General features: G+C 68.5%; 19 protein-coding genes. 10 read left to right on the top strand and 9 right to left on the bottom strand.

The window, feature by feature from the left end; translation table 11 throughout:
- The first annotated feature begins 192 nt into the window (after positions 1–192).
- From AC3FMM_RS20960 to AC3FMM_RS20950, 3 genes are read left to right on the top strand one after another with little or no spacing between them, the layout of a single operon-like run.
- Positions 193–1,173 carry a quinone oxidoreductase family protein gene (locus tag AC3FMM_RS20960; protein WP_115714133.1) on the top strand — a complete coding sequence of 327 codons (981 nt, stop codon included), beginning with the start codon at positions 193–195 and terminating at the stop codon, positions 1,171–1,173.
- A gap of 24 nt (positions 1,174–1,197) precedes the next feature.
- Entirely contained in the window at positions 1,198–2,046 is an 849-nt protein-coding gene (locus tag AC3FMM_RS20955; protein WP_488687396.1) for a TauD/TfdA dioxygenase family protein, read from the top strand.
- A gap of 15 nt (positions 2,047–2,061) precedes the next feature.
- A complete protein-coding gene (locus tag AC3FMM_RS20950) occupies positions 2,062–3,708 on the top strand; it encodes a fatty acid--CoA ligase (RefSeq protein WP_488687395.1) in 1,647 nt (548 codons plus the stop codon).
- A gap of 67 nt (positions 3,709–3,775) precedes the next feature.
- Here AC3FMM_RS20950 and AC3FMM_RS20945 read toward each other — a convergent pair whose 3' ends face one another.
- From AC3FMM_RS20945 to AC3FMM_RS20935, 3 genes are read right to left on the bottom strand one after another with little or no spacing between them, the layout of a single operon-like run.
- A complete protein-coding gene (locus AC3FMM_RS20945) occupies positions 3,776–4,750 on the bottom strand; it encodes a Bug family tripartite tricarboxylate transporter substrate binding protein (RefSeq protein ID WP_115714136.1) in 975 nt (324 codons plus the stop codon).
- Positions 4,751–4,760: 10 nt separating this feature from the next.
- Positions 4,761–4,952, bottom strand: coding sequence for a DUF1289 domain-containing protein (locus tag AC3FMM_RS20940; RefSeq protein ID WP_115682020.1), 192 nt, complete (start codon positions 4,950–4,952; stop codon positions 4,761–4,763).
- A gap of 57 nt (positions 4,953–5,009) precedes the next feature.
- Entirely contained in the window at positions 5,010–6,068 is a 1,059-nt protein-coding gene (locus AC3FMM_RS20935) for a beta-keto acid cleavage family enzyme (RefSeq protein WP_092315018.1), read from the bottom strand.
- Between the two features lie 117 nt (positions 6,069–6,185).
- Here AC3FMM_RS20935 and AC3FMM_RS20930 point away from each other — a divergent pair, with 117 nt between their 5' ends.
- Positions 6,186–7,190: an AraC family transcriptional regulator gene (locus AC3FMM_RS20930; protein ID WP_488687394.1), complete on the top strand. Its 1,005-nt coding sequence runs from the start codon at positions 6,186–6,188 to the stop codon at positions 7,188–7,190.
- A gap of 65 nt (positions 7,191–7,255) precedes the next feature.
- Here AC3FMM_RS20930 and AC3FMM_RS20925 read toward each other — a convergent pair whose 3' ends face one another.
- The 4 genes from AC3FMM_RS20925 to argG form a co-directional block, all read right to left on the bottom strand.
- On the bottom strand, positions 7,256–8,419 hold the full coding sequence (locus AC3FMM_RS20925; protein WP_116313752.1) for a porin: 1,164 nt from the start codon (positions 8,417–8,419) through the stop codon (positions 7,256–7,258).
- Positions 8,420–8,489: 70 nt separating this feature from the next.
- Positions 8,490–9,083, bottom strand: a complete 594-nt coding sequence (locus AC3FMM_RS20920) for an RBBP9/YdeN family alpha/beta hydrolase (protein WP_115714139.1) — start codon at positions 9,081–9,083, stop codon at positions 8,490–8,492.
- Positions 9,084–9,100: 17 nt separating this feature from the next.
- The gene (locus AC3FMM_RS20915; protein WP_488687393.1) at positions 9,101–10,456 is read right to left on the bottom strand and encodes an MFS transporter; all 1,356 of its coding nucleotides are present in this window, start codon (positions 10,454–10,456) and stop codon (positions 9,101–9,103) included.
- Positions 10,457–10,688: 232 nt separating this feature from the next.
- Positions 10,689–12,014: an argininosuccinate synthase gene (argG, locus tag AC3FMM_RS20910; protein WP_063237605.1), complete on the bottom strand. Its 1,326-nt coding sequence runs from the start codon at positions 12,012–12,014 to the stop codon at positions 10,689–10,691.
- A gap of 335 nt (positions 12,015–12,349) precedes the next feature.
- Between argG and AC3FMM_RS20905 the strand changes: the two genes are divergently transcribed.
- Genes AC3FMM_RS20905 through AC3FMM_RS20895 form a run of 3 tightly spaced genes read left to right on the top strand, consistent with a single transcriptional unit; the run spans position 12,350 to position 15,309 of the window.
- Positions 12,350–13,513: a CaiB/BaiF CoA transferase family protein gene (locus AC3FMM_RS20905; RefSeq protein WP_488687392.1), complete on the top strand. Its 1,164-nt coding sequence runs from the start codon at positions 12,350–12,352 to the stop codon at positions 13,511–13,513.
- 44 nt (positions 13,514–13,557) lie between these two features.
- Positions 13,558–14,517 (top strand): Bug family tripartite tricarboxylate transporter substrate binding protein, encoded by a 960-nt coding sequence (locus AC3FMM_RS20900; RefSeq protein WP_115714142.1) that lies wholly within the window; start codon positions 13,558–13,560, stop codon positions 14,515–14,517.
- Positions 14,518–14,532: 15 nt separating this feature from the next.
- Positions 14,533–15,309 carry an enoyl-CoA hydratase gene (locus AC3FMM_RS20895; RefSeq protein WP_488687391.1) on the top strand — a complete coding sequence of 259 codons (777 nt, stop codon included), beginning with the start codon at positions 14,533–14,535 and terminating at the stop codon, positions 15,307–15,309.
- 23 nt (positions 15,310–15,332) lie between these two features.
- Here the strand turns inward: AC3FMM_RS20895 and AC3FMM_RS20890 are convergent, their stop codons facing one another.
- Entirely contained in the window at positions 15,333–16,280 is a 948-nt protein-coding gene (locus AC3FMM_RS20890; protein WP_116313750.1) for a LysR family transcriptional regulator, read from the bottom strand.
- Between the two features lie 247 nt (positions 16,281–16,527).
- Here AC3FMM_RS20890 and AC3FMM_RS20885 point away from each other — a divergent pair, with 247 nt between their 5' ends.
- From AC3FMM_RS20885 to AC3FMM_RS20875, 3 genes are all read left to right on the top strand, one after another.
- Positions 16,528–16,953 carry a VOC family protein gene (locus AC3FMM_RS20885; protein ID WP_012357054.1) on the top strand — a complete coding sequence of 142 codons (426 nt, stop codon included), beginning with the start codon at positions 16,528–16,530 and terminating at the stop codon, positions 16,951–16,953.
- Between the two features lie 94 nt (positions 16,954–17,047).
- On the top strand, positions 17,048–17,251 hold the full coding sequence (locus tag AC3FMM_RS20880) for a SlyX family protein (RefSeq protein ID WP_115682029.1): 204 nt from the start codon (positions 17,048–17,050) through the stop codon (positions 17,249–17,251).
- Positions 17,252–17,353: 102 nt separating this feature from the next.
- Entirely contained in the window at positions 17,354–17,908 is a 555-nt protein-coding gene (locus AC3FMM_RS20875; RefSeq protein ID WP_115714328.1) for a DUF1439 domain-containing protein, read from the top strand.
- 47 nt (positions 17,909–17,955) lie between these two features.
- On the opposite strand, the gene AC3FMM_RS20870 is transcribed toward AC3FMM_RS20875, so the two are convergent.
- Entirely contained in the window at positions 17,956–18,864 is a 909-nt protein-coding gene (locus tag AC3FMM_RS20870) for a DMT family transporter (protein ID WP_473704214.1), read from the bottom strand.
- Positions 18,865–19,029 lie beyond the last annotated feature (165 nt).

Genomic DNA, 19,029 nt, shown 5'->3' with positions numbered 1-19,029 from the left:
TTGCGATGCGTTGGCAATGTCCTGCGCCGTGGCGGGTAACCGACGGCCCGCCGCAGCAGGATCATAGGCCTCCTGGCATGAAATGCAAAGTCGTCGGTAGCCAATGCAAAGCCGGTCCGGGCCGCGCTGCCTACAGTAGCAGGCATGTGCAGCGCACTCTGCACCAACGCACATTCCAAGGAGAACAGAATCATGGCAAATGTCGTCCGCATGTATGAGACCGGCGGCCCCGAAGTGCTGCGCTACGAGCCGATGGAAGTCGGCGAGCCCGGGCCGGGACAGGTCCGCATCCGCCACGTCGCGGTGGGCCTGAACTACGCCGATACCTATTTCCGCAACGGCACCTATCCCGTGCCGCTGCCCAGCGGCATGGGCGTGGAAGCCGCCGGCGTGGTGGTGTCCGTCGGCCCGGGCGTGACCAACGTGGCGCCGGGCGACCGCGTCACCTACACCGGCTTCGTCAACACGCTGGGCGCGTACAGCACCGAGCGCCTGGTACCCGCCGCGCCGCTGATCCGCCTGCCCGACAGCATCGCCTTCGAAACCGCGGCGGCGATGACCATGCGCGGGCTGACCTCGGCCTACCTGATGCGCCGCATCCATCCGTTCCAGGCGGGCGACACCATCCTGCTGCACGCGGCGGCGGGCGGGGTCGGGCTGATCGTGTCGCAGTGGGCCAAGCTGCTGGGCCTGACCGTGATCGGCACGGTGTCGACCGAGGCCAAGGCCGAGGTGGCGCGCGCGCACGGCTGCGACCACATCATCTACTACACCCGCGAGGACGTGGCCAAACGCGTGCGCGAGCTGACCGATGGCGTGGGCGTGGCGGTGGTGTTCGACAGCGTCGGCAAGACCACCTTCATGGGCTCGCTGGATTCGCTGCGCCGCCGCGGCACCATGGTGTGCGTGGGCACCGCCTCGGGCCCGGTGCCGCCGTTCGACCCGGCGCTGCTGGCGAGGAAGGGCTCGCTGTTCCTGACCCGCCCCGCGCTGGCCGACTACATCGCCGATCCCGCGGAAAAGCAGGCGCTGGCCGACGAAGTCTTCGGCCATGTCGCCGCGGGCCGCATCCACATCGGCATCAACCAGCGCTATGCGCTGGAAGACGCGGTCCAGGCGCACCAGGACCTGGAAGCGCGCCGCACCACCGGATCATCGATCTTCGTCATCTGAACACCAACCAAGAGGAGACACCCCATGCATGCAGAACCACTGACCTGCACCATCGGCGCCGAACTGAGCGGCGTCAGCCTGGCCGATGCCGCGCGCGACGCCGGCCTGTTCGCTGAAATCAAGGCACTGCTGCTGCAGTACAAGGTCTTGTTCCTGCGCGACCAGGACATCACCCGCGCCGAACACGTTGCCTTTGCCCGCCGCTTCGGCGAACTGGAAGACCACCCGGTGGTGGGCAGCGACCCGGAGCATCCGGGGCTGGTACAGATCTACAAGTCGCCCGACAGCAAGGTCGAGCACTACGAGAATTCTTTCCATTGCGACGCCACCTGGCGCGAAGCGCCGCCGATGGGTTGCGTGCTGCGCTGCGTGGAAACGCCGGCGGTCGGCGGCGACACCATCTGGGTCAACATGGGCGAAGCCTACTGGCGCCTGCCGCAGGACATCAAGGCGCGCATCGAAGGACTGCGCGCCAAGCACAGCATCGAACACACCTTCGGCGCCAACATGGCGCCGGAGAAGCGCGCGGCGCTGGCGGCGCAATTCCCGATGGTCGAGCACCCGGTGGTGCGCACCCATCCGGAAACGGGCGAGAAGATCCTGTTCGTCAACGCCTTCACCTCGCACTTCGCCAACTACCACCGCGGCGACGTGATCCGCTTCGGCAAGGACTTCATGCCCGGCGCGGGAGACCTGCTGCACTACTTGTGCGCGCAGGCCGAGATCCCGGAGTACCAGGTGCGCTGGCGCTGGAAGAAGCACAGCGTGGCGATCTGGGACAACCGCTGCACGCAGCACTACGCGGTGCAGGACTATGCGCCCACGGTACGCAAGATGGAGCGTGCCGGCATCATCGGCGACGTGCCGTTCTGACGGAGGAAGACACACATGCATTCACACCTTGTGCCTGCGGCACCGCAGGCCTATGCCTATCCCCTGCTGGTCCGGCAGCTGCTGCTCAATTCGCTGTCGCTGTACGGCGAGCAGCAGATCACGTACCGCGGACAGCTGCGCCACAGCTACCGCGAATTCCGCCAGCGCGTTGGCCGGCTGGCTTCCGCGCTGGCTGCGCAGGGCGTGGCGCACGGCACCACCGTGGCGGTGATGGACTGGGACAGCCATCGCTACCTGGAGTGCTATTTCGGCGTGCCGATGATGGGCGCGACGCTGTTCACGGTCAACGTGCGGCTGTCGGCGCAGCAGATCCTGTACACGCTGAACGATTCCGGCGCCGAGGTGGTGCTGCTGCATCCGGACTTCCTGCCCGTGATGGAAGAGATCCGCGACCAGCTGACCAGCGTGCGCAGCTTTGTCCTGCTGGCCGACGGCCAGCACGTGCCGCCGACATCATTGCCCTTCTGCGGCGAGTACGAGACGCTGCTGTGCGCGGCCTCGCCCGACTTCGACTTCCCCGAGTTCGACGAGAACACCCGCGCCGCCACCTTCTACACCACCGGCACCACCGGCGACCCCAAGGGCGTGTGCTACAGCCATCGCGACATCGTGCTGCATGCGCTGGCCTCGGCCACCAGCCTGTGCGCGCCGCGCGAAGGGCAGCGCCTGCACCGCGAAGACGTCTACATGCCGATCACGCCGATGTTCCACGTGCTGGCCTGGGGCATCCCCTATGTCGCGGTCATGCTCGGGCTGCGCATCGTGCTGCCGGGACGCTACGCGCCGGATGTCCTGCTGCAGTTGCGCGAGACCGAGCGGGTCACGTTCTCGCACTGCGTGCCGACCTTGCTGCAGATGCTGCTGCAGGCAGCGCAGGCAAGCGGCCAGGACTTGTCGGGCTGGAAGCTCATCATCGGCGGCTCGGCGCTGCCGCCGGCGTTGTGCGAGGCCGCGCTCGAGCGCGGCATGGATGTGTTTGCCGGCTATGGGATGTCGGAGACCGGCCCCATCGTCGCGCTGGCGCAGTTGCCCCCGGGGCACGCCAATGCCGATCGCGTGACCGAGGTGCGCATGCGCTGCTCGACGGGCCGTCCGGTGGCGATGGTGGACTTCCGCCTGGTGGACGAGTCCATGCACGACGTGCCACGCGACGGCACGGCGCGCGGCGAGATCGTGCTGCGCGCGCCGTTCCTGACCCGGGCCTATCACGGCAAACCCGAGGCATCGGCCGAGCTGTGGGCCGGCGGCTACCTGCATACGCAGGACATCGCGGTGATGGGCGCCGACGGCTTCGTGCAGATCGTCGACCGGATCAAGGACGTGATCAAGACCGGCGGCGAGTGGGTCTCGTCGATCGAGGTCGAGGGCCTGGTCACGCAGGTGCCGGGCGTGCAGGAGTGCGCGGTCATCGGCGTGCCGGACGCCCGCTGGGGCGAGCGGCCGGTGGCATACGTGGTGCGCAAGCCTGGCGCCACCGTCACCGCGGAAGCGATTCGCGCGTCGCTGCTGGCGCGCGTCGAGGCCAACCGGCTCAGCAAGTATGCGGTGCCGGAATCCGAGCGCATCCTGTTTGTCGACGAGATCCCGAAGACCAGCGTCGGCAAGATCGACAAGAAGCGCTTGCGCGCCACCGGCGCCTGAACGGGCGGCAGGAAAGCAAAAGGGCAGCCTCTTCCGAGGCTGCCCTTTTGCATTGCCAGGCAGGGCTTTACTGCTGGATATTGAACGCCTTGACGATGCCGGCATTGCGCTCGAACTCCGTGCGCACCGATTCGTTCAGTTGCGGCAGGGGCTGCGCCGGCAGCGGCTCATAGCCGAGCGCCTCCATCCGGTCACGCACCTTGGCAGAAGCCGCAGCCTTGTAGGCAGCCGCGTGAATCTTCTCGGCCAGTTCGGGCGACAGCTTCGACGACGCAATCACGCCCACCCAGTTGCTGAACTCCATGTCGGGGTAACCCATTTCCGCGAAGGTGGGCACCTGCGGCAGCAGCGCCGAGCGGCTCTTCGACGCCACGGCATAGACCTGCACCTTGCCGGCGCGGATCATCGGCAGCGAGGTCACCATGCCGTCGTACATTACCGCGATCTGATTGCCCATCACCTGCGTCAGCGCCGGCGCGGAACCGGCAAAGGGCACATGCTGCAAGTCCAGCCCGGCCTTCTGGTTCATGATCATGCCGGCGTAGTGCGAAGCGGTGCCGGCACTGTACGAGGCAAAGCTGAGCTTGCCCGGATTGGCCCGGGCGTAGCTGACCAGGCCCTTCAGGTCCTTGGCCGGCAGGCCAGGCGCGCCAATCATCACCATGCGCGAACGCGCCACGGCGGCGACGGGCCTGACGTCTTTCAGCGGGTCGAACGGCTGCTTGAGCACATGCGGGATCTCGGTCAGCACATTGCTGGCGGTGACCATGATGGTCTGGCCATCAGCGGGCGCGGCCAGCATGGTGGTGATGGCAATGCCACCGCCGGCGCCGGGCTTGTTGTCGACCACCACGGGGTGGCCAAGGTCCGCGGACAGCTGGTCCGCCAGCAGCCGCGCGAGCACGTCCATGGTGCCGCCGGCCGGAGCCGGCACCAGCATGCGGACCGGCTTGCTGGTCCAGGCCATGGCAGAGGGCGCGGCCAGCGCGAGGGTGGCCGCCGCGGCGGCGATGCGCAGCAGGAAGGCGGGTCGGGTGGTCATGTTGTCTCCGTTATCTAGTATGGCTGCTGCTTGCGCGGCGTGCCGGCAGCGCGGCCAGCACTTGCGCGCGTTCGGCCTCGCTCATGCGCAGCCAGCGGCCGATTTCCAGCCGGGTCCGGCCGCAGCCCTGGCAATAGCGGTTGGCCAGGTCCATCCGGCAGATGTTGATGCAGGGATTGGCGAGGGCGTCGTGGTGATGCATCGGCGGCTCCGGGTGGCTGGCGCGGGCCGGCCGCGTGGCCGGCCCCGCCCACGGCCGTCAGGCGGCCGCGCGCAGCGGCAGGTTCTTCTGCCCCGACTTGCGGTTGGGGGCCATGCCGTTGGCCTGCAGCGTGGCCTCGGCGCTGTCGTACCAGGTGCCGATGCGGTAGATCTCGCGCGCTTCCTGGCCCGAGGCAATCTCGCGGCCCAGCTCGCGCGCCACGCGCACGCACTGCTCGATCTGCTGCACCGAGGTCATGCGCTTGCCGTGCTGGTCGATGATGGTGTCCTCGATGCCGCAGCGCGGATGCAGGCCCATCGCCATGGCCATCATGTTGAACGGCAGCACGTTCTTCAGCAGCGACTCGGCGGTCAGCGTGCAGCCGTCCGGGGCGCGGTGCACGAAGTTGAAGAAGTTGAACGGGTTGGGGCCGTCAAAGCCGCCGCCGATGCCGATCCAGGTCAGGTTCAGCGGACCGGTGTAGACGCCCGCGCGCACCAGCCGCTCGAGCGTTTCCAGCGCGTGCATGCCGGTCAGCTGGAAATGCGGCTGGATGCCCGACGCCTGCAGCCGGCGCAGGTGCTCTTCCACCCAGCCCGGGCCCGCCGGCACCGTCATCTCGCGGTAGGCGGCCTGGTAGGCCGGGTGCTCCAGCGAAGTCCCCTTCAGGTACTCCGGATAGAGCAGCTCCATGATGTTCATCTGCGTGGTGTTGATGGCCACGGTGACCTGGTCGGGCTTGGGCTGCAGCTCCGCCAGCATGTGCCGGGTGTCGTCGGACAGCCACTTGGCCTCCTGGCCGTCATCCTCCGGCGCGAACGAGATCGAGCCGCCGACCTGGATGATCATGTCCGGCACCGCGGCGCGCACGCCGGCGATCAGCTCGTTGAACTTGGACAGGCGCTTGGAGCCCTTGCCGTCGAGTTCGCGCACATGCAGGTGCAGCACCGTGGCGCCGGCGTTGTAGCAATCGACCGCCTTCTGCACCTGCTCCTCCATGGTCACCGGGATGTCCTCGGGGAAGTCCTGTGGCATCCACTCGGGGCCATACGGGGCCACGGTGATCACCACCTTGTCCATGTTCTCGGGGTGCAGGGAATCGTCGAGGAATTGCATAGATCGCTCCGGTTGGTTGGTGACTGGAGTATCGGTCAACGGACCGCCGCGATTTGACGATCCGGGACAACCGATTTACATTTCGGGACACTCAGGGAAAGCCCGGAAGCCGCTGTCATGTCCTACTACCTGCGCAGTGCCAGCCTGACCAACTACGTCGAAGTCGCGCGTGCGCTGGGGCTGGACCCGTACCAGCAGCTCAGGGCCGCGAAGATCAACCGCTCGGTGCTGCTGGACCCTGACATCCGCATCCCGGCGGCCTCGGTGGGTCGCTTGCTGGATGCGTCGGCGCGCGCCGCCGGGGCCGAGGATTTCGGCCTGCGCATGGCCGAGCTGCGCGAGTTCTCCAATCTCGGCCCGCTGGCCTTCGTGGTGCGCGAGGAACCGACGCTGCGCCGCGCGCTGGAGTCGATGGTCCGCTACATGGGGCTGCAGAATGAAGCGCTGGCGATGCGCGTCGAAGACAGCGACGACCTGGTAATGATCCGGCTGCAGGTCCTCAGCGAAGCGCCGGGCACGTTGCGGCAGGCGACCGACCTGGCGGTGGGCGTGATGTTCCGCATGCTGAAGCTGTTCCTGGGGCCATCATGGCGCCCGCGCAGTATCTGCTTCACGCATCCGGCCCCGCCCAGCACGGCGACGTATGCGCGCGTGTTCGGCATGGCCGGCTCGTTCAACCAGGATTTCGACGGCATTGTCTGCCAGGCGGCGGACCTGGAAGCGCCCTTGCCGTCGTACGACCCGGTGATGGCGCAGCAGGTGAAGCAATATCTCGGCACGCTGCTGGCGCAGTCGACCGCGGCCACCATGCCGGACATGGTGCGCAAGCTGGTCTATGCGCTGCTGCCGACCGGGCTGTGCTCGGTGGAGCGCGTGGCCCAGCATCTCAGCGTCGACCGCCGCACCGTGCACCGGCGCCTGGAGCAGGCGCATACCAGCTACTCCGACATCCTGGCCGAAGCCCGCGCCGACCTGGTGATCCGCTACCTGGAGAACCGCGAGCGGCCGCTGTCGGAAGTGGCGGCGCTGCTGGGGTTTTCGTCGCTGAGCGCGTTCTCGCGCTGGTTCAGCGCACGCTTCGGTCGCAGCGTGTCGGCTTGGCGGGCGCAGTCCGGACAGTAAAAAAAGCCGCCTGCGCAACCACGCGCGGCGGCCATAACGAGCCCCGTCTGGCAGCAAGGCCCGGATCAGAACTTGTGCCGGATCCCCAGCGCCACGCCCACCATGCTGCGTTGCCCGTTGGCCGCGGCATAGCTGTTGCCCAGCGACAGGCTGTTGGCATAGACCGTGGCCAGCGATTCCAGCATCAGCCCGGCATTGCGCGCATAGGCGGTGGACACGTACACGTCGGTGCGTTTCGAGAATGCATAGTTGGCGATAAAGGCCACCTGCCATGGATTGGCCACCTGCGTGTCGCCGAACAGGCTCCTGACGTTGTCGTAGTTGTATTCGAGCGTCAGCCCCACGGCCGGAGTGACCTGGTAGTTGGCACCGATCCAGTAAAAGTCGTCGCGCTGGATCACCACGTCGGCGGCGTTCTTGTTCTGCCCCCAGCGATAGCCGCCCATGATCTTGGCCGGGCCCAAGGTGTAGCTGGCGCCCACCACAGCCTTGCGCAGCGTGCCGTTGCTGGTGCCGATGGTCGGATTCCACTGGTCGTAGCCGACGGTGGCGCCGAAGGGTCCGGCGGCATACGCCAGCGAGGCGCCATAGGCGGTATCGCGGCGGAACTGTCCCGGCACTTCGCCGTTGCCCCCGATCGGCGTGGCGACGCCGACCGTCTGCGGCAGCGCCAGCCCGACACCGAACGACCAGTGCGCACGCGCCGTCAGCGGGCCGAACTGGCCGGTGTACTTGACGGTGTTGTCCTCGCGGAAGTTGGGGCCCGCCTGCAGCACCACCGGTTCGTATTGCGTGGCGTAGGCCGTGGGCGAGAAATTCGCCAGGGCTTCGAAAATCGAGGTGTACTGGCGGCCCAGGCTGAGCTGGCCCATGCCGGCGTGGCGCACGGCGACAAAGGCCTGGCGACCGAACAGGCGCCCGGCTTGCTGCAACGCGCCGTTGTCCACGCCGAAGCCGCTTTCCAGTACGAACGATGCCTGCCATCCGGAACCCAGGTCCTCCATGCCGCGCAGGCCCCAGCGCGAGCCGGACAGGCCGCCCGAGTCCATGCGGAACACCTTGTCGCCCGGCCCACGGTTGAAGCCATTCGCGGCGACCGGTACGGCGCCGACGCGGTTCACATATTCGACGTTGATGTCGGCCACGCCATACAGCGTGACCGACGATTGCGCGACGGCCGCCAGCGGGCACCCCAGTATCAGGGCCATGACGGTGTTTCTGGTTTTCATCTCTCTCTCCTCCTTGTTGGCCCGGCCTTGGTGGCCGGATGTTCTTGTCGTGACGCGCGCTGCGGCGCGCTCAGGCCTGCTGCACGACCAGCGTGTCCAGTTCTGCCAGCAGGGCATGGGCGCGCGGCCAGGGACCGTAGCCGGCGGCCGGGTTGAGGTGGCCGACGTTGCCCAGGTCCACCAGCCCACTGCCCCACGCGGCGGCCATTTCAGTGACGCGCGCATGGCTCGCCAGCGGATCGTTGCGGCTGGCCGCCACCAGGCTGGGAAACGGCAACGGCGCCAGCGGCGTCGGCAGCCAGCCGGCTTGCGCCAGCGCTTGCTGCGCCGGATAGCCCGGCGGCAGCGGCTGCGTGAAGTCCGGCGGCGTCACCAGCAGCGCGCCGCGGATGGGGCGGCGGTGCAGCGCCGCCCAATGCACGGTGATCATCACGCCGGCGCTGTGCGCGACCAGCACCACCGGCCCGTCGATGTCCGCCAGGGCGGCATCGAGCGCGGCGACACGGGCGGTGCGGCTGAGCTTGTCGTGCTCCAGCGGCGGCACGCAGCGGGCATCATGCCCTTGTGCCTGAAGCTCGGCCTGGAGCAGGGTCTGCCAGTGCTCGGCGACGTGGTCGCGCAAGCCCGGCACCATCAGGATGGTGGGCGAAGGGGTAGCAGTCATGGGGGGATCGGAAAAAGTCAGACAGGAACGGCGCGAGGCACGGCTTGGCCATCCAGGCGCCGCAGGTCCGCGGCATAGTGGCGGCGGCCGATGCAGAACAGCAGCGTGGCGGCGGCACCGGCCAGCGGAATCCATTGCAGCGCGCCGGTCAGTCCGATGCGGTCGGCCAGCACGCCGGTCAGGAACGGGCCTGGCGCCAGGCCCAGCAGGTTGTTGATGAGCGTCAGCGTGGCAAACGCGGTGGCGTGGATGGCAGGCCGGGTCAGGTTGGCCACCATCGCGCTGGCCGGGCCGGCGCAGCCGCCCACCACCAGCATGCCCGCGCCGATCAGCACCAGCTGGGCCGTGCCGGCGGGCAGCCGGAACGCCGCCATCAGCAAGACGCAACACGCCAGGCTGTAGGCGATGGCCATGTGCCATTTGCGGCGGGGTGCATGCCGCGCGACGCGGTCAGTCAGCGCGCCGCAGGCCACCATGCCGGCGCCGGCCACCAGCACCAGCAGCGCCGCCACCACGCCGGCACGGCCGGTGGCCATGCCGTACGCGCGCGCCAGGAAGCTCGGCAGCCACGCCAGCAGCGCGGCCATCACCAGCAGTTGCAAGGCGCTGCCGGCACAGGCGCACAGCATCGAGGGCAGCGTCAGCAGTTCGCGCACGATCCGGCGCGGCGCCAGCTGGCGCGCCGTGGCCGCGTCGCTGTTGCCGTCCGCGCTGGCATCGCCTAGGCGCTGCTGCAACCGGCGCAGCCGCTGCTCGCTGATCGTCAGCGCATAGCAGGCCACCATCGCCAGTCCGAACGCTGCCATGCCCGCAAAAGCCATGCGCCAGCCGAAATGCGCGGACAGGGTGCCGCCCAGTCCCATGCCCAGCACCGAGCCGAACGCGCCGCCGGCGATGAACGCGGCGCTGAGGCTGGCGCGCAGGTGGCGAGGGAACACCGACACCACCACCGCGATGCCGACGCTGCCGTAGGCGGCCTCGCCGATGCCGACGCACAGCCGCGCCAGGAACATCTGGCCAAAGCTGCCCGCCAGCGCGCAGCCCAGCGTGGCCAGGCTCCACAGCGTCGCCATCAGGATCAGGCTGCGCACGCGGCCCCAGCGGTCGGCCAGCAGCGACAGCGGAAGCGCCAGCAGCCCCACCATCAGCGCCACCACCCCGCCGAGCGCGCCCAGTTCCGTATCCCCCAGCTGCCATTCGGCCTTCAACAGCGGAAACACGGCATTGAGCACCTGGCGCGACATGTAGTCCGACAGCAGCAGCGCAAAGGTCAGCGCAAACACCAGCCACGCATAGCGCGGTCCGGCAGCCGCGGGCGCGGCCGGCGTGGGCGCGGCGGATGCGGCGGCAAGGGCAAGGCGGGATCTGGGCATGGGCGTCTCCGGAAGCCGGCCGGCGGTCTTGGCGCCGCCGTGTGTTCAGTACCCGCGCGGAGTGGCGGGTGAGCGCAGCCAGTATCTGGCGATCGGGACTACGCGGTTTGATATTCCGGGACGTTCGCTTGACATTACGTGACAGGTGGGGAAAACGCCGAGACAAAAAAAACCGGCACCCTGAGGTGCCGGTTTCTGGCGGGCCCCGCCGTCAGGCGGGGAAGCGCGAAGCTCAGTCTTCCAGCTTCGGCAGCGAAGCGCTGACCTGCGTCGACAGCAGGCCGGTCTTGGCATACGTCTGCAGCTTCTCGCGCGTGTCGACGATATCCAGCGTGCGCATGGTCAGCTGGCCGATGCGGTCCAGCGGCGTGAACATCGACTCGCCCTTTTCCATGGTCAGCCGTTCCGGCTTGTAGGTCAGGTTGGGCGAAGTGGTGTTCAGGATCGAGTAGTCGTTGCCGCGGCGCAGTTCGATGGTGACTTCGCCGGTGATGGCGCCGGCGACCCAGCGCTGGGCGGTTTCGCGCAGCATGATGGCCTGCGGGTCGAACCAGCGGCCCTGGTACAGCAGGCGGCCCAGGCGGCGGCCGTTGTCGCGGTACTGCTCGATGGTGTCTTCGTTGTGGATGCCGGTGATCAGGCGCTCGTAGGCGATGAACAGCAGCGCCAGGCCCGGGGCTTCGTAGATGCCGCGGCTCTTGGCCTCGATGATGCGGTTCTCGATCTGGTCGCTCATGCCCAGGCCATGGCGGCCGCCGATGCGGTTGGCTTCCATGAACAGGTCGACGGCGTTGGCGAAGGTCTGGCCGTTCAGCGCGACCGGCTGGCCTTCCTCGAAACGCACCGTGACTTCCTCGCGCTTGACTTCGACGTCGTCGCGCCAGAACTGCACGCCCATGATCGGCTGGACGATGCGGATGCCCGAATCCAGGTGCTCCAGGTCCTTGGCCTCGTGGGTGGCGCCCAGCATGTTGGAGTCGGTCGAATACGCCTTTTCGGCCGACATCTTGTAGTCGAAGCCGTTCTGGCGCATGAACTCGGACATCTCGGCGCGGCCGCCCAGTTCGTCGATGAACTGCTGGTCCAGCCACGGCTTGTAGATCTGCAGGCCGGGGTTGGTCAGCAGGCCGTAGCGGTAGAAGCGCTCGATGTCGTTGCCCTTGAAGGTGCTGCCGTCGCCCCAGATGTTGACGCCGTCTTCCTTCATCGCGGCGACCAGCATGGTGCCGGTGACGGCGCGGCCGATCGGGGTGGTGTTGAAGTAGGTGATGCCGGCGGTGGAGATATGGAAGGCCCCGCACTGCAGCGCCGCGATGCCCTCGGCCACCAGCTGCGTGCGGCAGTCGACCAGGCGGGCTTCCTCGGCGCCATAGGCCTTGGCGCGGCGCGGGATGTCGTCGTAGTCGGGCTCGTCCGGCTGGCCCAGGTTGGCGGTGTAGGCGTACGGAACAGCGCCCTTCTGGCGCATCCAGAGGAGTGCCGCGCTGGTGTCAAGGCCGCCGGAGAAGGCGATACCGACGCGCTCGCCGGTAGGAATGTGCTGCAGGATGGTAGTCATCGCCAGAAAATCAATGTGAATTTGTCGGCTCTTGGGCGGGCTTCCACTGCGGCGACCGCAAGCGGCCGGGGCGGCGGGAAGCACGGCGACGCGGCCGGCCGAGTCACGTGCCGAGTCAGTGCCAAACGCGAATTGTGACACGGCAGCGCCCACGCGCCAAACGCGGGGCGCCGGCGGGGGCGCCGGCGCCACCCGTGCCCGTGCTGGCGGCCCGCACGCGCGACCGCTGCCGCACCGTTCAAATCCGGCGAACGCGCCTTTCAAAACTCTCGACTGGTTCGGCCCGATACCCCTCCCTATACTGCGCCGCACTGTTGTCGGAAAGCGGAGTCGTCATGCTGCATCGCGCCCTGGAAGGTGTCCGGGTCCTGGATTTGTCGCGCATCCTGGCCGGTCCCTGGTGTACCCAGAACCTTGCCGACCTGGGCGCCGAGGTGACCAAGGTCGAGCACCCCGAACGCGGCGACGATACCCGCGGCTGGGGGCCGCCCTATCTCGACGCACCGGCCGGCACCGAAGGCGACCCGCGCCTGTCCGGCTACTTCATCTGCTGCAACCGCGGCAAGCGTTCGCTCGCGATCGACTACGGCACGCCGGAAGGCGCGGCGCAGGTGCGTGAACTGGCGCGCACGGCCGACGTGCTGGTCGAGAACTACAAGGTCGGCACGCTGCGCCGCTACGGGCTGGACTACGACACGCTCAAGGCCATCAACCCGCGCCTGGTCTATTTGTCGATCACCGGCTTCGGCCAGAGCGGGCCGATGGCGGACAAGCCCGGCTACGACTATGTGTTCCAGGGCATGGGCGGGCTCATGAGCTACACCGGCCAGCCCGACGGCACGCCCGGCGCCGGCCCGCTGCGCACCGGCGTCGCGGTGGTCGACCTGAGCACCGGCATGTATGCCACCTCCGCGGTGCTGGCCGCGCTGTACCAGCGCCAGGCGACCGGCGTGGGCGCGCACCTGGACATCGCGCTGCTCGATGTCGCGGTGGCGCTGAACGCCAACCAGGCCGCCAACTACCTGGTCTCGGGCCAGAACCCGCGGCGCAGCGGCAACGCCCATCCCAACTGCGCGCCGTATGAAGTGTTCCGCTGCGCCGACGGCCACCTGATCCTGGCGATCGGCAATGACAGCCAGTTCGCGCGCTTCTGCGCCGTGGCCGGCATGCCGGATCTTGCGCAGGACCCGCGCTACGCCACCAATTCCGCGCGCATCGAACACCTGGACGCCTTGCGCGCGCGGCTGACCGAACTCTTTCCCACCCGCACCCGTGCCGCCTGGACCGAGGCCTTCGACGCCGCCGGCGTGCCCTGGGGCCCGATCCACACCATGGACGAAGTCTTCGCCCATCCGCAGGTCAGGCACCGCAAGCTGATGCAGGTGGCCGAGCACCCCGTGATGGGGCGCGTGCCGATGGTGCGCAACCCGATGCTGGCCGGGCACGAGGCCCCGCCGGCACCGCCCCCGCTGCTGGGCGAACACAGCCCCCAGCGCTGACCGTTCTGCCACGACATCTATAACCCCGACCCGGAGACATCCCGATGAAGCCAACCCTTTTCGCCATGGCCCTGCTCGGCGTTGCCAGCAGCGCGCACGCCGCCTATCCCGAGCGGCCGATCAAGCTGATCGTGCCCTACGCGGCCGGCGGCACCACCGACATCATCGCCCGCATCGTCGGCACCCGCCTGGGCCCGGTGCTGGGCCAGCCGGTGGTGATCGAGAACCGCCCCGGCGCCGGCGGCGCGGTCGGCAGCGCCTACGCGGCCAAGCAGCCGCCCGACGGCTACACGCTGGTGATGGAGGTGGAAAGCTCGCACGCGGTCAACCCCAACGTCTACCTGAAGACCGCCTACGACCCGGTCAAGGACTTCGCGCCGATCAGCAACCTGGCCGACGTGCCCAACGTGCTGGTGGTCAATCCCGCCTTCCCGGCGACGGACCTGGCATCCTTCATCAAGCAGCTCAAGGCCAATCCCGGCAAATATTCGTTCGGCTCGTCCGGCAACGGCGGCCTCAGCCACATGAACGGCGAGCTGTTCATGAATACCACCGGCACGCGCATGCTGCACGTGCCGTACAAGGGGCTGGGCCCGGCGCTCAACGATGCGGTGGCCGGGCAGATCCAGGTGGTGTTCGACAATATCCCGTCGTCGTCCGGGCTGATCCAGGGTGGCCGCCTCAAGCCGCTGGCGGTGGCCGCCAAAGAGCGGCTGAAGGTGCTGCCCAATGTGCCCACCTATGCCGAGGCCGGGCTGCCGGCGATGAACAACCCGTCGTGGTTCGGCCTGGGCGCGCCGGCGGGCACGCCCGCCGCCATCCTCGACCAGCTCAACGACGCGGTGCGCAAGGTGCTGGCCGAGCCCGAGGTGGTCGCCGCCATCGAGAAACAGGGCGCGATCCCGGCACCGACCTCGCGCAAGGCCTTTGGCGACCTGATCCGTGGGCAGAACGCGCACTGGAAGCAGGTGGTCGAGGCCATCCACTTCACCAAGCTCCAGTAAGCCCAGAGGACCGACATGAGCACACTTCAGCAGGAACCGCACGCCGGCGTCGAGATCGACGCGCGCGGCATTGCCACCGTCACCATCCGCGAGGCCGGCTCGCTCAATATCCTGAGCACGCCGGTGATCACCTCGCTTACGCGCGCGATCGAAGCGCTGGCCGCCCATGACGCGCTGCGCGTGCTGGTGCTGCGCGGCACCGGCGACAAGGGTTTCATCGGCGGCGCCGACATCAAGGAGATGGCCGCGCTCGAGCGGGCCAGCGCCGAGGCCTTTATCAGCGGCCTGCGCCGGTTGTGCGATGCCGTGCGCCACCTGCCGGTGCCGGTGATCGCGCGCATGCCGGGCTGGTGCCTGGGCGGGGGGCTGGAACTGGCGCTGGCGTGCGACCTGCGCATCGCCGCCGACACCGCGCAGCTGGGCATGCCCGAGGTAAAGGTCGGCATCCCGTCGGTGATCCATGCCGCGCTGATGCCGCGCCTGATCGGCAATGCGCGCACCGCGTGGATGCTGCTGACGGGCGAGATCTCCAACGCGGCCGAGGCGCTGCAGTGGGGGCTGGTCAACCGCGTGGTGCCGCTGGCCGAACTGGATCAGGAAGTCGAGCGCGTGGCCGCGCTGCTGGCGGGCTTTGGCCCGGTCGCGGTGCGCCAGCAGAAGCGCCTGCTGCGAGAGTGGGAAGACGCGCCGCTGGAGGTCTCGATCGGCAACAGCGTGACCGAGTTCGGCAGCGCCTTCGACACCGGCGAGCCGCAGCAGCACATGGCCACCTTCCTGAACCGCAAGCGCTGACGGGCTAAGCGTGGGACAGGCAGTTACGATGCCGTGGCCGCCACGGCGCCGCCTTCGCGCGTGGCTACCACGCGCGGATCGTTGAGCAGGAACTGCGCAAAGGCCTCGGCAAACGCCGGCAGCTTGCCGTCGGCGCGCACGATCAGGTTCAGCTCGCGCAAGGCCCACGGCTCGGCCAGCCGCACCCCGGCCACGCGCGCCTCGCGCAGCGCCTGCGCCGCGACACTGCGCGGCACCAGCGCCACGCCGACGCCGGCCTCGGCCAGCGACAGCACCGCATCGAAGCTGTGCGCATGTAGGCGTACATTGGGGCCCTTGCCGGCGCGCTGCGCCATCTCGCGCAGGAACAGGAAGTTGCTGCTGGTGCGGCTCATGCAGACAAAGTCGAACGCCAGCGCCGCGCCAAAGCGCACCTCCGGCTCGCGCGCCAGCGGATGCTCGGCCGCCATCACCAGGATCAGCTCGTCGCGCGCGTAGCGCACCGAGCGCACGCCGGCGGCTTCGTCGCCGGTATGGAAATCTCCCGCCAGGATGCCGACATCGGCCTCATGCGCCGCCACCGCGGCCAGGATCGCCTGGCTCGCGCGCTCCTCCAGGTCGATGTTCACATCCGGATTGGCCAGCAGGAAGCGGCTCACGCTGGGAATGATGAAGCCGTTGAGCGAGCTGCTGTTGGCCAGCAGCCGGATATTGCCCTTCAGCCCGGCGGAGAAGCGCCCGACCTCGCCATGCATGCGCTCAACGCCCAGCAGCAGTTCGCGCACATGGACCAGCAGGGTTTCGCCGGCCGGCGTCAGCTCCATGCCGCGCGCCGTGCGCACGAACAACGGCGTGCCCATGGCGTGCTCGAGGTTCTTCAGCCGGTAGCTCGCCGCCGACGCGGTAATGTGGGTGGCCGATGCGCCGCCCGACAGGCTTTGCGCATCGGCAATGGCCTGGAACAGGCGCAGGTCGGTCAGTTCGTAACGCAAGGCAACTCCATTCGGGCCGCGGCAGTCGAAACGGTTGGCGCCGGGCGGGCGCTCTCGCCGGCCATTCTAGTGCACCTCCGCCGGCGTTCCGGCAGCCCCCTCACCGCGCCGCCGGCGCGTTTAATGTGGACGACGTCCATTTTCTTTGCTAAGGTATTGTGGACGGCGTACACAAAGCGTGTCGCCATTTTGCCGAGATCCCCGCGGCCCCTACAGCCCCACAGGCCGCCCCTTCACAGGAGTTGTCATGCAAGTCCAGCCCTATCTGTTTTTCGAAGGCCGTTGCGACGAAGCGGTCGAGTTCTACAAGCAAACCCTCGGCGCCAAGGTCAACGCCCGCATGACCTTCGCCGACAACCCCGATGCCGGCAAGGGCGGCGAAGGCTGCCAGCCCGGCGCGGGCGCGCAGGACAAGGTCATGCACCTGGAATTCCAGGTCGGCGACAGCATCATCCTGGCCTCCGACGGACAGTGCTCGAACCAGCCCGCGTTCCAGGGTTTCGGCCTGGCGATCACGTTTCCCGACAAAGCCGGGGTCGAAAAGGCGTTCAACGGCCTGAAGGAAGGCGGCCAGGTGCTGATGCCGCTGGACAAGACCTTCTTCGCCGAGCAGTTCGGCATGGTGGCCGACCGTTTCGGCATCATGTGGATGCTGCTGACCGCGCCCAAGTAAGCCGGGGCGCAGGTTCCCGGCCAGCGGCGCGCGCTTCGGGCCACAGCCCGGGGATGGGTTTACAATGCGCGCCGCCCGCCGGAGAAACTTTGCCATGGACGATCGCATCAACGAACTCGAAATCAAGCTCGCCTTCCAGGAAGACCTGCTCGATACCCTGAACAGCACCGTGGCGCGCCAGCAGCAGCAGATCGACCTGCTGCAGGAGCAGTTCCGCGCGCTGTACCAGCAGGTGCGCAGCGCCGCCACCACCGCGGCCGACGCCGACCCCTTGCAGGAAATTCCGCCGCACTACTGAGCCGGCACCCTGGCCGATGTGACGGAACGCAAGCCCCGGCCGCGCGGTCTGACAGGCTGATCCCACTTATCGCGGCGCCCCATGGCGCGCCCGACCCGCCACATGCGCCTGACGCCTTGCCTGCTCCTTGCCGCCGCCTGCATCGCCGGCTCCGCTCCGGCCCTGGCCGGCTACAACATCTGGACCGGCGAATATTCCCTGACCCGCCAGGAACTGCAGACCGAACTCGACAAGCGCTTTCCCGCCACGCTGCGCTACGCCGAAGTCGTCAGCGTCCAGCTCAGCCACCCGCGGCTGGTGCTGGATGAAGCCAGCAACCGCATCACCACCCATGTCGACGCGCGCCTGACCAATGCCCTGCTGCCTTCGCCTCCGGTCGACGGCAAGCTCGCCCTGAACAGCGGCATCCGCTATGACGCGAGCCGGCGCGCAGTGCTGCTCGACAACCCCACCGTGCAGCAGGTCGAAGTCGCCGGCATGGGGCCCTATCGCGAACAGCTCAACGCCATCGGCGCCGTGGTCGCGCAGCAGCTGCTGAAGGACTACCCGATCTACACCTTCAAGCCGGAGGAGCTGCGCGTGGGCGGCAAGGAGATGGAACCGGGGGCGATCACGGTGGGCAAGGATGAGGTGCGGGTGGAGGTGAAGCAGCGGTAGGCGCGCCTTCGGGCCGCGCCTCTCCCCCTGCTCCACCTACCGCTTCATCAGCGCTTGGTGCCGCGGAACACCAACCCCAACCCCGTCAGCACCGCCCCCATCCCCGCCAGCGCCAGCGGCGCCATGCGGTTGCCCAGCAGCAAGTAGTCCAGCGCCGCGGTGCCCGCCGGCACCAGGTAGAACAGGCTGGTCACGTTGACCAGGTTGCCGGCGTGGATCAGGCGGTAGAACAGCAGCGTCGCGCCGATCGAAATCCCCAGCGCCAGCCACAGCAGCGGTGCGGCGAACGCCAGCGACGCTTCGAAGGCGAAGGGCTGGAACGGCAGGCACAGCAGGCAGGCCGCCAGGCTTGCGCCGTACTGCAGCGGCAGCACTTCGGCGGGCGGGCGCGGACTGCGTTTCTGCAGGATGGCGCCGACGGTCATGCTGGCCAGCGAGGCCAGCGCGCACAGTACGCCCGCCGGTGACAGCCGGGCCACCAGCAGGCTGTCGGCGACGACCATGGCCAGCCCGGCGAATGCCAGCGCCAGGCCGCCGAGGCGCGCGGCGCTGGCGCGGCGCTCGGTCAGCAGCAGTGTCAGCATCGGCTGCGCGCCCAGCACCGTGGCCAGCACGCCGGGCGTCATGCCGTGGTCCAGCGCCAGAAAGTAAAAGACCGCGTAGCCGCCGATCAGCAGCAGGCCCGCGCCGGCCGTGTGCAGCCGCTCGCCGCGCGGCGGCAGCAGGCGCTTGCGCGCCAGGCCAATCGCGCCCAGCACGGCGCAGACCAGCGCGAAGCGCAAGGTCAGCAGGGCGAACGGGGTGGCGTGGTCCAGCGCCAGCCGGGCGGCGATGGCGCCGCTGCTCCATAGCAGCACGAACAGCGGCGTGGCCCAGAGGGCGGAGGAAGCGGTACGCGTGGTAAGCGTGTTGCGCGCGGCGTCGAAGCACTCCGCGCAATCTTCTTGGTTGGTCATGGCTTGTCATCTGTCGTCAGCTTGGCGGGCCCCGGCAACCCGCTTCGGCATGCGGCCACGGCACGGCGACAGCGCGCACGGGCGTGCGGCGGCCGTGCGCACGGGCGCACAAAGGCGGGATTACCGGAGACGAGAAGGGCTGGGGCGCGTGCCCGTCAGCCGCGC

It is taken from the genome of Cupriavidus sp. 207A1, assembly GCF_057798955.1.
Note: the sequence above shows the minus strand (reverse complement) of the source record. Positions and strands in the feature narration are given on the sequence as shown.